This window comes from Azospirillum oleiclasticum, assembly GCF_013423485.1.
GTDB lineage: Bacteria > Pseudomonadota > Alphaproteobacteria > Azospirillales > Azospirillaceae > Azospirillum > Azospirillum oleiclasticum.
Genome location: NZ_JABFFR010000019.1, coordinates 37,941 through 51,619 on the forward strand (window position 1 = coordinate 37,941; position 13,679 = coordinate 51,619).

Consider the following 13,679-nt stretch of genomic DNA (forward strand, 5'->3'; position numbering starts at 1 on the left):
TCCTTACAATAGGTGTCCTGTCCACCCTGCACAAGGCGCCATTCACCCCGCCATCCGCACCACCCGCGCCGGGTTGCCCACCACGACCGCCCCCGCCGGTACGTCGCGGTTCACCACCGCACCCGCCCCGATCACCGCGTCGTCGCCCACGGTGATGCCGGGCAGCAGGATGGCGCCGCCGCCGATCCACACGTTGCGGCCGACCCGCACCGGGCGCGCGCGCTCCAGTCCGGATCGGCGGGCGGCGGGGTCGAGGGGGTGGTCGGCGGTGTAGATCTGGACGGCGGGGGCGATCTGGGTGTCGTCGCCGATCTCGATGACGGCGCAGTCCAGCAGCACGCAGTCGAAATTCATGAACACCCGGTCGCCCAGGTGGATGTTGGTGCCATAGTCGCAGGAGAAGCGGGAGCGCAGGTTGCATCCCTCCCCCACCCGGCCCAGCATCGCGCGCAGGATCGCCTGCCGGGCCGCCATGTCCGCCTCCGGCATGGCGTTGTAGCGTTCCTGAAGCGCGGCGCCGCGCAGCCGGGCGGCCTCCAGTTCCGCGTCGGCGGGGTGGTACCAATCGCCGGCCTGCTGGCGCTGGTAGGCGGTCCGCTGGTCCGTCGCGTCACTCACTGTAGCGCTCCTCGGCCCAGGGATGGGCCTCGTTGTGGTAGCCGCGGACCTCCCAATAGCCCCGGCGGTCGGAGGCGAGCACCTCGATCCGCTTCACCCACTTGGCGCTCTTCCAGAAATAGCGCTTGGGCACGACCACCCGCACCGGCCCGCCATGATCGCGGCTGATCGGCTGCCCCTCCCACGAGGAAGCGAGCAGCACGTCGTCGTCGTCGAAAGCCGACAGCGGCAGGTTGGTGGTGTAGCCGTCGTAGGCGTGGAACAGCAGGTGCGTCGCCTCCGGCTTCGGCCGCACGACGGAGAGCAGGTGTTTGGCGCTCACCCCTTCCCAATGGTTGTCGTAGCGCGACCATGTCGTGACGCAATGGATGTCCGACACATGGGTGAAGGCGGGCTGGGCGCGGAAATCCTCCCAGGTCCAGCGGATGGGGTTCTCCACCAGCCCATCCACGGTCAGCGCCCAGTTGCCGGTGTCCACCTTCGGCAGGATGCCCAGGTCCAGCACCGGCCAGTCCTGCACCAGCCGCTGGCCAGGCGGCAGCCGCTCCACCGCCGGGTCCGCCGTCTCCCCGGTCAGGGCGCGCCCGTCGCGCGCCCACGCCTCCTTGGTGGCGACCAGCTTTTCCCGGATCTCGCCCTCGCGCTCGACCTCGTCGCCCATGCCGTCCTCCGTGGTGCTGCCCGTCGTGTAACCCCTGCCCCTGTGGTAGGCGGAGCCGTCCTTGTGGTCAACCGCCGGAACCCGCCCTGCGGTCAACCGCAGGAACCGGTCGGCGGTTGCGGCGTTGAAGGAACGCCATGCCTCAGACCGCCATCTCCCTTCCGCCCCGCACCACCCGCCACGACGGCACCCCGCGCCGGGTCGGCGTCGAGCTCGAATTCGCCGATCTCGACGCGCCGGGTGCGGCCAGCGTGGTGCGCGGCCTGTTCGGCGGCGAGATCGTGGTGAAGGACCCGCACCGCTGCAAGGTCCGCGATACCGTCCTCGGTGATTTCACGGTCGAGCTGGACATGCGCGCCGCGCATCCGGAAGAGGCGGCGGAAAACGGCGCACCCGCCAAGTCGGGCGAGGCGGTGAAGAACGGCCTGCGCCGGCTGTGGGGCAACATCGGCAGCCTGGTCATGCCGTTCGAGATCGCCGCACCGCCGATCCCCTTCGACCGGCTGGGCGAGCTGGACCGGCTGGTGACGGCCCTGCGCGAGGCCGGAGCGCGCGGCACGCACGCCAGCCCGCTCTTCGCCTTCGGCATGCACCTGAACCCCGAGGTCGCGGAGGAGACGGCCGACTACGCGCTCGACCACCTGAAGGCCTTCCTGATCCTGGCGGCGTGGCTGCGCGGCGCCATCAAGGTGGACGCGACGCGGCGGCTGTCCGGCTTCATCGCCTCCTTCCCCCCGCACTATGCGGCCAAGGTGGTGGACCCCGCCTACCGGCCGGAGATGGAGGGGCTGGTCACCGACTATCTGACCGACAACCCCAGCCGCAACCGCGAGCTAGACCTGTTCCCGCTGTTCGCGAAGCTGGCCCCCGACATTCTGTTCGCCCGGGTCAGTGATCCGCATGTGCGGGCACGCCCCACCTTCCATTACCGGCTGCCCAACGCGCTGGTCGGCGATCCCGCCTGGACGCTGGCGGAGGACTGGAACCGCTGGGTGGCGGTCGAGCGTCTGGCCGCCGACCGGGACAGGCTGGATGGTCTGGGCCTTGCCTACCGCGACCGGCTGCGCCGGGGCGATCTCGGCGGCTGGGCGGAGGAGTGCGCGCGCGACATCGGGGAGGCGTGAGCCATGACCGGACGTCCGCTGATCGGCGTGACCGTGTCCGCAAGCGGCAGCCGCTGGAGTTGGTGGGCCAACCGGCTGGCCCTGACCCGCGCCGGCGCCCGCGCCGTGCGCATCAGCGCCGACGATCCCTTTCCCATCGATCGGCTGGACGGGCTGGTGGTCGGCGGCGGCGACGATATCGACGCCGCACTCTACGGCGAATCGGCCCGCCCCACCGTCAAGGTGGATCCACAGCGCGACCGGTTGGAGCTGGACGCGCTGGACCGCGCCGCCGGGCGCCTGCTGCCGGTGCTGGGCATCTGCCGCGGCGCGCAGATGATCAACATCCACCGCGGCGGCACCCTGCACGGCGACATCCACGACGTCTACCGCGACGCGCCGCGCATGCGCACGCCGCTGCCGCGCAAGCGCATCCGGATCAACCCGGACAGCCGGCTCTACGGCATCCTCGGGCTCGCGGAATGCCGGGTGAACGCGCTGCACCACCAGTCGGTGGACCGGTTGGGCCATGGCCTGGCGGTGGTGGCGCAGGACCGACCCGGCATCGTGCAGGGGATCGAGGACGCCACCCACCCCTTCACGGTCGGGGTGCAGTGGCACCCCGAATATCTGGTGATCGACGACCGTCAGCAGAACCTGTTCCGCACGCTGGTCGGGGCGGCGGAGGGGGCGCTCACGCTCCCAGCCGTGTCCCTTCCAGGATAGCGCCCTCCAGGTCGGCTCCGGCGCGGTCGCAGCCGGTGAGATCGGCCATGGTCAGGTCGCAACCCTTCATGCGCGCCTCCGCCAGCGACGCGCCGGCCATGCGGGCGCGCACCAGCGAGGCGCGCATGACTTTCTCCCCCGCCTTGATGGTCAGCATGCCCAGATTGGCGCGGTCGAGCCGGGCGTCGATCAGGATGGCGCGGTCCAGCGTCGCCCCGCGCAGGTCGGCCCCGGTCAGGTCGGCGGAGCGCAGGTCGGCGCCGTCGAACTTGGCGGCCTGGAGCTGCGCGCCCTTGAGCCGCGCGTTGCGCAGCAGCACCCCGCTGCCCTTGGCGAGCGTCAGGATCTTGCCGGAAAGATCGGCGCCTTCCAGGTTGATCCCGGACAGGTCGAGCTGCCGGCCCTGCTTGCCGCCGGTGCCCAGCCACAGCATGTGGTCGCGCAGCAGCCCGGACAGCTCCTCCGCCGGAATGCCGATCGCAGCGGCCTCGGCGGGTTCCGGATCGGGCGGCGGCGGGGGTGGCGGGGCGGCCTTGTGGCGGACGGCGTCGTCGTCGTTGCGGATGGCGCGGGCAAGGTCGGTCTGGTCGACCTTGGCGCCGTCCATGCGGGCGCCGCGCAGGTCGGCGCCGGTGAGGTCGGCGCCCTGCATGTCGGCGTTGGTGAAGTTGCTGCCGCGCAGATCCACGCGGTCCAGGCGCGCCCCCACCAGGCGGCTGTTGGAGAAGTCCACCTGCCGGGCGAAGCTGCCCGACAGCTTGGCCCGCGCCATGTCGGCGTTCGCCATGATCGCTGAGGACATGTCGGCCGGCCCCGGCTCGAACCCCACCACCTTCAGCTCGCCGGCGCTGCTCTTCGTGGCGAAGCTGCCGTCGCGCAGGTCCACCTCCACCATGGTCGCCCCTTCCATGGTGGCGCCGCGCACGTTCGCCCCGCGCAGATCGGTGCGGAACAGCCGCGAACCGGAGAGATCGGCCCCGCGCAGATCGGCGCCGTAGAGATCGGCGTGGTCCAGCACCGCCTCGCGCAGGTTGGCGCTCTGCAGGGTGGCACCGGCGAGGTGGGCGCCCGTCAGGTTCCGCCCGGACAGGTCGAGACCGGTCAGGTCGAAAAAGGGCAGGTTCGCACGCGCGCCGTTGGGCCGCCCCTCCACGAACCGCACATGGCGCTCGCAGACCCGGTCCAACTGCTCCTGGGTGAGCCTGATGCGTGACTTGACCTTGCCGTCATTCGCCATGGCCGGTCACGCGAACAGCTTGTCGATGTCCGACTGCGAGATCGGCTCGCCGGCACCGGCGGGGGATGGGGGCGGAACCGCGGTCGGCTTCGGCTGGGGTGCCGGCTGCGCCGGTGCCGCGGCATGGTTCGGAGCATGGGCGGTGGCCGTGACCGTCTCGACGCGGTCGAACACCTGCGGCATCTCGGTGGCGATCGAGTCGAAGAGGGCGTCGATGTCGTCCTGGCTCACCCCCTCGCCATCCAGTTGCGGCCCGTTCAGCAGATGCGCGTCAGGCCGCTCGTCGTTCATCTTGCGGTGCGACACCGCGAAGTCGCCGGACCCGGTGACGGTGACCGTGCGGTCGACGCCCCAGATCTCGATCATCGTGTTCACGCGCTGCTCGATGTAGCGAAGCGTGTTGACCACCTTCGTGGTGCGCTGGCCGGTGATGTCCTGGAAGGAACAGGCGGTCAGGATTTCTATGCTCCACGCCTCGATCGCGTCGGCGACCTCGGCCAGTTCCGGATCGGTGCGCGGGATGCGGGCGGTCCATTCGGTGATGCGCTCGGCGGCGTTCAGGATGTCCGTCGTGGCCCGTTCGGTCGCCGCGACGATGGCGTCCAGCTCGCCCGTGGCCGCCTCGATCCGGTTGGCCCCCGAATCGGCCGGGCGCAGGGCGGCGATGTCGCTGCGGGTCTGCTGGACATATTGGCTGATCGCCGACAACTCCTGCTGGATGGTGCTGCCGTCGCCCCCACGGGCCGGAACCGTCCCCGGATCGATGCCGGCCAAGCGGTTGACCTGCCGTTCCAGCGCCCCGGCGACGCGGTTCAGTTCGTCCACTCCCACGACCCGGGCCCGCCGGTCGCGCATGCGCAGGAAGGCCCGGCCGCGCGCGGTCTGCGACAGGGCTTCTTCCATCTGGAAATATTCGGCCTCGGTGAGTTCCAGCAGCCTTGCTTCGGTCATCGCCGCTGCACGCGCCCCGTCGGTTTTCAGCCTATGTCTTTCGGATGGTACCCCGTCGGAAGGGCTGTGGTAAAGGGACGGTCTTGCCACGTTCGGCCGCCATACCACCAAATATCAGACGGAAGAGCCCGCGTCCGATATTAAACAGCATGCTGCGTTTCGGTGACCGGATGGATAGGCCTTTGCGAGAACGAGTCACCCCGTTCGGATCCGGCCACCGGCCGATCCGCTGGCACCTCCTCGTTCTGGTGCTGACGACGCTGATTCCCATGCTGGTGCTGGCCGTGGCGCTGATCGCCTGGAACGCCGTCTCGCAGCGGGAAGCCACGGAACGCAGCCTTCAGGCGACGGCGCGTGCACTCATGCTCGCGATCGACACGGACGTGGCCGGCATCGTCGGCGCGCTGCACAGCGCCGCCGCGGCCGGCGCGATGAGCGACAGGGACGAACCGCGCTTCGCGGCGACCGCCGGCCGGCTGCTCGCCGGGCAGCCTTATTGGCACACCCTCTTCACCACCGATCCTTTCGGACGCATCACCGCCGACACCGCGTCGTGGGACAAGGTGCCGCAGGGCGCGCCCTACATGGCCACGGTGCGGCAGGCGATCATCACCGGGCGTCCGGCGGTGTCGCGGCTTCTGCCCCGGCAGGGAGCGGCCCCCGATCAGGTCGCGATCGTCGTTCCCGTGGCCGGATCCGGCGGCGCCGCCGCCGTCGGCGTGACCATCCGTCCGGAACGCTGGAGCCGCCTGCTCCAGGACCAGAAGCTGCCGGACAGCTGGCTGGGCGTGCTGGTCGACGACAATGACGCCGTGCTCGCCCGCAACCGTGATCATGACCGGTTCGTCGGGCAGCCGGCACCGGGCTGGTTCAGCGCCGCCACGTCCGGACAGGACAACGGGCTGGCGGAGGGCAAGGCGCTGGAGGGCCACGATGTGGTGATCGGATTCCAGAAATCCGGCATCACCGGCTGGCGGTTCGGCTATGCCGCGCCGAAGCGCATGCTGTCGGCCCCGGTGTGGACCAAGATCGGCATCGCCACGGCCCTGGGCTCACTGCTGATCATGGTGGCCCTGATGCTGGCCGTCCGGCAGGCGCACCGGATCGCGCTGTCCATGCGCGCGCTGGTGGATGCCGCGGTGGCGCTGGAGCGCGACCGCGCCCCGCCGCCGCTGCCACCGTCGGGCATCACCGAGGTGCAGGAGTTGTCGCTGGCGCTCGACTTTGCCGGCACCCGGCTGCACCACGCCGCGGCCGAGCGGGAGACGCTGCTGCGGGAGGAGGCGCGCCGCCGCCGCGAGGCCGAGATGGCGGTCGCCGCCAAGGCGCGCTTCCTGGCGGCCGCCAGCCACGACCTGCGCCAGCCCTTCCAGGCCATGCGGCTGTTCCACCACCTGATGCTGGACGGGCTGAGGACCGACCGCGCGCAGGAGCACCACCGCCATCTCGGCGCCGCCATGGAATCGGGGGAGGCGTTGCTGAACGCGCTGCTGGACGTCTCGACGCTGGAGGCCGGCACCGTCCGCCCGCACGTCGTCGACCTCCCCCTCCGCCCGTTGCTGGCCGCCAAGCTGGACGAGGTGCGGCCGGCGGCGGCGCAGAAAGGGCTACGCCTGCGGTTGCGCGCCTGCCCGGCGATCGTCCGAAGCGACCCGACGCTGCTGGGCCGCATCATCGGCAACCTGCTGGCCAACGCCGTGCGCTACACGGCGGCCGGCGGCATCCTGGTGGGGTGCCGGGTGCATGGCACGCAACTGCGCATCGACGTCTGGGACACCGGCCCCGGCATCCCCGCGGACAAGCTCGACCATGTGTTCGAGGATTTCGTGCAGCTCGACAACGCCGCGCGCGACCACCGCCAGGGACTGGGGCTGGGTCTCTCCGTCGTGCAGCGGACGGCGCGGCTGCTCGGGCATCCGCTGACGGTCCGTTCCCGCGTCGGCAAGGGATCGCTGTTCGCGGTCAGCGTTCCGCTTGCCGCCCGCCACGAGGGGCAGGCCCTGCTGCCGCCGCCGCGGTCCCGGTCCGCCCCGCCGGCACCCCGGCGCCGCGTCCTGGTGGTGGAGGACCAGCCGGACCAGCGCACCGCGCTGCGCCACATTCTGGAGGAGGCCGGCCACCACGTCACCACCGCCGCCGACGGCCCCGACGCGCTGACCATCGTGGCGCGCATGGAGGTGCCGCCGGACGTGATCGTGACCGACTACCGGCTGCCGGGGCCGCTGACCGGCACCCAGTTCGTGGACCATCTCGACGTCATACTGGAACGTCGGACGCCGGCGGTGATCGTCACCGGCGACACCGACCCCGACCGCCTGCGCGAGGCGGCGACCAACGGCCGCGTCCTGCTGCACAAGCCGATCGTACCGGCCGACCTGGAGGAGATCGTCGCGACCGTCTCCTGACCGGCCGAGGCCTATTTGCGACAGACCGCCACGAGGCTGATGTAGAAGGGTGTGTCGTTCATCGTGCAGGGGGAGATCCGGCCGGAATTGATCCGGCCGAAATGCGGGGCGAGCAGCGCGTGCAGGCTGCGCTGGTTGAAGAAGTTCACGTGCGTCGCTTCCAGCAGGTGCCACGGCACGAGCTGATGACGCGTGCCGAGCGGGATGGCCGCCGCGTCCGGCACCGTGATCACCAGCCGGTCGCGGGTCAGCCGTGCCATCTCCGCCACGGCCGCCCCGTAGTCGGGAATATGTTCCAGCACCTCAGAGCAGACCACCGCGTCGAAGGACCCGTCGTCGAAAGGGGACGGCATCCGGCCGTCGTAGAGGGTGACGTAGGGCGCCGCCTCCGGCTTCAGCGTCTCGCGGATGGGGCCGCGGTCCAGTTCGATGCCGAACGAACGCCTCGACCCCGCGCCCGCGCCCGCGCCCGCGCAGGGCGGCCACCAGCGCGCCCGAACCGCAGCCGAAATCGAGCACCCGGCCGCTCAAACCTGCCACAAGATCGAGCACGTCGGGCGCCACGATGGGGCTCGGTGGGCCGAAACCGTAGATGTGGTCGCGCCCCGAGCACCTTGTCGGTGGTCAGCAGGCCGTCGTAATGCATGGCGTGGAAGGTCAGCGTTCCCTCCACCTCCCAGCTCGCATCGTCGATGGTGAGCGGGCCGACCGGCTCGGGCTCACCGGTGGGCGGTGCGTCGCGCAGATACTCGATCACCACGCCGGACTGCGGCACGATCTGGTCGGCTCCCGCCGCGACGTCCGCCCGCGAAAAGCGGTGGGTTCTGAGATGGGCGAGGGACCGGCCGGCAAGTGCGACCTGCGGCATCGGTATCGAGTCCGTCGGGAGCTGCGATCATCCCACCAGCCGCACCAGCCCGCCCGGATCGATCCGTGCCCAATCGAGGAAGCCCCAGGGCTGAGGAGCGGCCAGGGAAACGGAGATCATACGGTCGCCTCTTCATGACAGCGCCAGCTCGACCGGACCGATGAGGCCGCCACCTCGGGTGTGCCCAGGGAAGGGATCATGTCCGTGAGACAAGCCCACCCGAATCGACTGGCGTCGGATGCTCCATACCACGCGCGCGAATTGCCGGACAAGAACACCCTCCGTCGAGCCACGGCGGCCCCGGTCCCGAAAACCGGCCGGGACGGGGCCGCCGGACGCTAGCGCGCCGCCTCGATCACGGTGGGCAGGTTGGTGTTGGCACCGGTGCGGGTGTGCTCCCCGGCCGTCAGGTGGAGCGCCAACGACGGGCTCTTCCATTCCAGCGTGTCGAAGGCGCCGCAGCTCTCGCACAGGCCCGACCACGCGTGCGCCGGGTGGCCGCAGGCACGGCAGGTCCAGGCCGGGTCGGCCGGGGCGGACGCGGCCTGGGCGAGCCAGGTCTGGGCCGCTTCGTCGTTGCCGTGCTCGCCGCGCTCCAGCTCGGCCAGCAGGGCGTAGACCCGGTGCGACGGCTCGATCTCCATGGCCTTGGTGAGATGGGAGCGCGCCTCCCCCCACAGCTTCGCGTCCATCGCCGCGCGGGCCACCGCCAGATGGCTTTCCACATGGTTCGGCGCGTAGGAGGCGAGCTTCTGGAACTGCTTGGCGCGGGCGAGCGGATCGTAGGCGCCGATGGCCTCGCGATAGGCGTCGGCGAGCTCGGTGTGCGGGTTCTGCCGCCACGCGCGCTGCACCACCTTCATCGCCTTGCGGGTGCGGCCGGCCTTGACCAGCAGGCGGGCAAGCCGGGCCGCGGCCGGCACGAAGCCCGGCAACAGGTCGTTGGCGGCGCGGGCGTGGCCGTCGGCCGCGTCGTCGCGCCCGCGGCGCTCCGCCTCGTAGCTGCGTTCGAGCAGCAGCGCGGCGCGGCGGTGCCGGCCCTCCTCCGGCGTCACGGCGCCAACCTGCACCGCCTGCTGGAGCGTGGATTCCGCCGCTGCCCAGTCGCCGGCCCGCGCTTCCAGGTCGACGAGCGTGGCGAGCAGCCAGGGCGTGTCCGGCTGGATGCGCTGCGCGCGCCGCGCCAGCGCCAGAGCTTCCACCCGGTCGCCGGCACGCAGCGCCTGGTTGAGCAGGCCGCGCAAACCGAGGAAGGCCGTCTCCGGCCGTTCCAGCATGGCGGTGAAGTAGCGGCGGGCGGCGTCCTCGTCGCCGGCAAGCTGGGCCGATTGCGCCTGGAGCAGCATGGTCAGCGGCGGCTCGTCGAGCAGCCCGTCGGCCTTGCGCGCCATGCGCCGCGCGGTGCCGGCGTCGCCGGCCGCGACCGCCACCATGCCGCGGGTCAGCGCGCGGTAGCCGCGCTCGCGCTTGCGCCGGCGGCTGTAGCGGGCGATGTCGGACGGCGCCGTCCACAGGGCGCGGAACAGCCGGTACAGCACCGCCGCGGCGCCCAGCGCCACCGCCAGGATGAGCACCATCATGGCGAAGGAGGTTTCGACCACATAGCCCTGCCAGACGACGCTGACATGGCCCGGGCGTTCGACGAGCCAGATGGCGATCGCGACGACGATCGCGACCTTGGCCAGGAACCAGATGGTGCGGATCATTGCGCCGCCCCTTTCTGCGCGCCGGCCGACGCGCCGAGCAGCGCGATGGAGCGGGCGCCGATCTGCCGCGCCGCCTCGTCGGCGGCAAGGCGGGCCTTGGCGTCGGCCAGCCAGCCGGACGCCGCCTCGGCCGCCGGCCCCTGGAGTGCCGACGCCTCTTTCACCGCCTGGGCGAGGTTGCCCTCCTGCAAGGCGGCCTCGGTACGGGCGACGATGGCCTGGGCGCTGTCGCCGACCACGCCGGCACCCTGCTGGCGCACGGTGACGAGGGTGGACAGGGTGCCGCCCACCTGGTCCAGCCAGTTGGTGCCGTTGCCCTTGTTGGCGGCGCGCACGATGTCGCTGGCGAGCGTGGAGAAACGATCGGTCAGCGTCGGCCGGGTCGGAACACCCTTCGGCGCGAAGGGGGCGATGCTGTCGAGCGCCTGCGCCACCTGCGTGTCGTTGACGCCGAGCTGCCGCACCGCCTGGAGCTCGCTCTGGAAGGGCTGGCTGCCGGCGAGCGCCGCGCGGAGCTGGCCCGCGGCCAGCACCAGCGCCTCGGCGGCGGTGGACGCGTCACGGCGCGCCTGCAGGTCCTTCTGAAGCGACGCGAGCTGCTGCTTCAGCCCATCGACCTCCTGCGCCAGCCGCTGCGCCGTCTCGGCGGTGCCGCCCACCTGCTGGAGCCGCTGCTGGACACCATCGACGCTCTTCTGCACCGACGCCAGCGTGTCGGCCAGACCGGCGACGCGCGGGTCCTCGGGCGGCTGGGCGGGCGCCTCGGGCGCCGGGCGCTGCTCCAGAGCCGCGAGGCGGCTTTCCAGCGGCGCCAGATCAACGGCGGCCTGCGCGGGCTGATCCTGGCCGGGCTGCGCCTGGGCGGCCTGCTGCACGCGCTGCTCCAGCGCGCCGATGCGGTCGGCCAGCGGCTGGAGCTGCGCCGCGGCATCGCCGGTGGCGGCGGGGCGGGAGGCGAGCTGCTGCACGCGCTGGTCGATCTGACCGAGGCGCTGGTCCAGCGCCTGCACCGTCGCCGGGGCGACGGTAGGGGCCGGCGGCGTCTGCGGCATCCACCAGGGCTGGGTCAGCGCGGCACCGGCGGCGATCAGCGCCAGGACCGAAACCACCGTGGCGAATCCCGAACCGCCGGACCGCCGCTCGTCCACCGGGGGCGGAGGAGGCGGGCTGGCGACGACCGGCTCGTCCTCGATCACCCGCTCGGCGGCGGACCCGCCATCGACGGCCGCTCTGCCGGGGGTCGGCTCGACCGCGGCGGGCTGCAGTTCGGACACCGGGTCGTAAACGCCGGTGGCCGCCCCCGCCGGCCGCTCCTCCGACGGGGTGGCGGCGTCCAGCTCCGACTCGTCCAGCGCGATCCCGTGGCGCACCGCGGCGCTGCGCAGATCCGGATGGCGGTTGAGGGGGATGGCGCCGCGCTTCTTCCAGCCCTGCACCGTGGTGACCGGGATGTCCAGCTTGTGGGCCATGGGGCGGATGCCGCCGAAGCGCTCGATGATGCGCTCCACGGCGGTGCCGCCGGGAGTCTGCGCGGACTCGTTCGGCCCTTGCTGGCCGTTCGGGTCCTGGTCCGGTGTGTCGGAGCCTGGGCGAGGAGTCATGACTGCCTTCTTGGTCGCCTTGTTCGTGTCGAACGCCTTGTTTCCTCCGCCGGTCCGGATCGCACGCGACGCGCCGGACCGGAAACGGGACCGCCGGCCTCACTCCCCGTCGCGGTGATCCGGAAGAAGGGCGAGCAGGGCATCCTGCTCCGGCCGGGCCGCGGCCCGTACGTCCTTCCAAGGCATGACGCGCGACCCGTCGAGCGTACGGGCCGCCTGCGCGACCGCGGGACTGAGGCACAGTGCTTCGACTGTACGCAGATGGTCGTCGAGCCCCGCCTCGGCAAGCAACCTAACAAACGATCGAGCGGTGCGGGGAGAGAAAAACAGCGCACCCCCGACACCCCCTTCGGAGAGCGCGCGCACGGCATCGGCACCCAGCGACGTCGCCGCGACCGCCTCGTACAGCGCTTCGCGCCGCACGGTGAAGCCGGCGGAACCCAAGGCTCCGGCCAGATCACCGGCCACCACCGTACCTGCGACATGGAGTAGCGGGCCGTCATCCGGAACGCATCGCGCGGCGACCAGCGACGCCAGCGCGTACACATCGCCCCCGGCACTCTCCACACGGGTGAAGCCGGCTGCGCTGGCAGCGGCGGCGGTGGCATCGCCGACGGCGTAGGCCGGACGATCGCGCCGGGTCGTACGTCGGGCGTAGGCCCGTACTCCATTTGCGCTGGTGAACAAAAGCGCCTGTACGCCGCACAGCTCCGGCTCCGGCCCGTCGAGCCAGCGCATGGTCAGCATGGGTTCGAGGATGGGCTCGTAGCCGCGGTCGGCGAGACACCAGATCAGCGGCTCCGCATCCTCGGCCGGGCGGGTGACGAGGATGCGGCGGCCGGCAGCGGTCACGTCGCGAAGAAGCCGGGCGGCAGCACGGCCTTGATCTCCGCGCCCGCGTCGGCACCCAGACCGGCGGCGTCGGCCCGCGGACCACGGCGCGCGGCGCGGAACACCTGACGGCCGTCGGTGGACAGCACCTTGGCTTCCAGCGCCACGGTATCGCCGTCCAGTACCGCCAGGGCGGCGATGGGGGTGCGGCAGGAGCCGTCCAGCGCGGCCAGCAACCCACGCTCCGCGGCCAGCCGGTCCGCAGTGTCGCGGCAGTGCAACGATGCCAACAGGTCAGCGGTCATTGCGTCGTCGGAACGGATTTCGATGCCGATGGCGCCCTGGGCGACGGCGGGCAGCATGTCCGCCGGCTCCAGCACAGCGGTGATCCGCCCGGTCAGACCCAGGCGGCGCAGCCCGGCGAGCGCCAGCAGCGTCGCGTCCACCTCCCCCGCGTCGAGCTTGGCGAGGCGGGTCTGCACATTGCCGCGCAGGGGCACGACCCGCAGGTCGGGGCGCCGCTCCAGCACCTGGGCCTGCCGCCGCAAACCCGCCGTGCCGACGACCGAACCGGCCGGCAGCGCGTCGAGCCCGGCGCCGTCGCGGGAGAAGAAGGCGTCGCGCGGGTCCTCGCGCGGCAGCAGGCAGGCGATCTCCAGCCCGGCCGGCAGCCAGGTCGGCACGTCCTTCATGGAATGGACGGCGAGGTCGACGCGGCCATCGAGCAGCGCCTCCTCCAACTCCTTGGTGAACAGACCCTTGCCGCCCGCCTCGGCCAAGGTGCGGTCGAGGATGCGGTCGCCGGTGGTCTTCAGCACCACGATCTCGATGGCACCGGGTTCGGCCAGATGGGGATGCGCCGCGGCCAGCCGGTCGCGGGTCTCGTGGGCCTGCGCCAGCGCCAGGGGGCTGCCGCGCGTGCCGATGCGGAGCGGTGTCGTCATGCCCACGGTTGTAGGCGATCCGCGGCCC

Annotated in this window: 12 protein-coding genes; 3 read left to right on the forward strand and 9 right to left on the reverse strand. The window is 71.8% G+C overall.

Annotated features, from left to right (window positions below):
* Positions 1-42 precede the first annotated feature (42 nt).
* Both HL658_RS38045 and HL658_RS19090 read right to left on the reverse strand, forming a co-directional pair.
* Positions 43-618 (reverse strand): sugar O-acetyltransferase, encoded by a 576-nt coding sequence (locus HL658_RS38045; RefSeq protein WP_180284120.1) that lies wholly within the window; start codon positions 616-618, stop codon positions 43-45.
* Entirely contained in the window at positions 611-1,279 is a 669-nt protein-coding gene (locus HL658_RS19090) for a sulfite oxidase-like oxidoreductase (RefSeq protein ID WP_180284119.1), read from the reverse strand. Before HL658_RS19090 ends, HL658_RS38045 begins: the two co-directional genes overlap by 8 nt.
* A gap of 137 nt (positions 1,280-1,416) precedes the next feature.
* Here HL658_RS19090 and HL658_RS19095 point away from each other — a divergent pair, with 137 nt between their 5' ends.
* Entirely contained in the window at positions 1,417-2,403 is a 987-nt protein-coding gene (locus HL658_RS19095) for an amidoligase family protein (protein ID WP_180284118.1), read from the forward strand.
* Positions 2,404-2,406: 3 nt separating this feature from the next.
* Complete coding sequence (locus HL658_RS19100; RefSeq protein WP_180284117.1) at positions 2,407-3,108, forward strand: gamma-glutamyl-gamma-aminobutyrate hydrolase family protein; 702 nt, start codon at positions 2,407-2,409, stop codon at positions 3,106-3,108.
* Here the strand turns inward: HL658_RS19100 and HL658_RS19105 are convergent.
* Positions 3,077-4,345 carry a pentapeptide repeat-containing protein gene (locus HL658_RS19105; protein ID WP_180284116.1) on the reverse strand — a complete coding sequence of 423 codons (1,269 nt, stop codon included), beginning with the start codon at positions 4,343-4,345 and terminating at the stop codon, positions 3,077-3,079. The genes HL658_RS19100 and HL658_RS19105 overlap by 32 nt on opposite strands.
* Positions 4,346-4,351: 6 nt before the next feature.
* Positions 4,352-5,296, reverse strand: coding sequence for a protein phosphatase CheZ (locus tag HL658_RS19110; protein WP_180284115.1), 945 nt, complete (start codon positions 5,294-5,296; stop codon positions 4,352-4,354).
* Positions 5,297-5,478: 182 nt separating this feature from the next.
* Here HL658_RS19110 and HL658_RS19115 point away from each other — a divergent pair, with 182 nt between their 5' ends.
* Complete coding sequence (locus HL658_RS19115) at positions 5,479-7,701, forward strand: ATP-binding protein (RefSeq protein WP_180284114.1); 2,223 nt, start codon at positions 5,479-5,481, stop codon at positions 7,699-7,701.
* An 11-nt stretch (positions 7,702-7,712) separates the two neighbouring features.
* On the opposite strand, the gene HL658_RS19120 is transcribed toward HL658_RS19115, so the two are convergent.
* From HL658_RS19120 to hemC, 5 genes are all read right to left on the reverse strand, one after another.
* Positions 7,713-8,213, reverse strand: coding sequence for a methyltransferase domain-containing protein (locus tag HL658_RS19120; RefSeq protein ID WP_180284180.1), 501 nt, complete (start codon positions 8,211-8,213; stop codon positions 7,713-7,715).
* A 694-nt stretch (positions 8,214-8,907) separates the two neighbouring features.
* Complete coding sequence (locus HL658_RS19125; RefSeq protein WP_180284113.1) at positions 8,908-10,275, reverse strand: heme biosynthesis protein HemY; 1,368 nt, start codon at positions 10,273-10,275, stop codon at positions 8,908-8,910.
* Positions 10,272-11,876, reverse strand: coding sequence for a COG4223 family protein (locus HL658_RS19130; protein WP_180284112.1), 1,605 nt, complete (start codon positions 11,874-11,876; stop codon positions 10,272-10,274). The genes HL658_RS19125 and HL658_RS19130 overlap by 4 nt, the downstream gene beginning before the upstream one ends.
* Before the next feature lie 99 nt (positions 11,877-11,975).
* Positions 11,976-12,728, reverse strand: coding sequence for a uroporphyrinogen-III synthase (locus tag HL658_RS19135; protein WP_343055212.1), 753 nt, complete (start codon positions 12,726-12,728; stop codon positions 11,976-11,978).
* Positions 12,725-13,651 (reverse strand): hydroxymethylbilane synthase, encoded by a 927-nt coding sequence (gene hemC / locus HL658_RS19140; RefSeq protein ID WP_180284111.1) that lies wholly within the window; start codon positions 13,649-13,651, stop codon positions 12,725-12,727. The genes HL658_RS19135 and hemC overlap by 4 nt, the downstream gene beginning before the upstream one ends.
* Positions 13,652-13,679 lie beyond the last annotated feature (28 nt).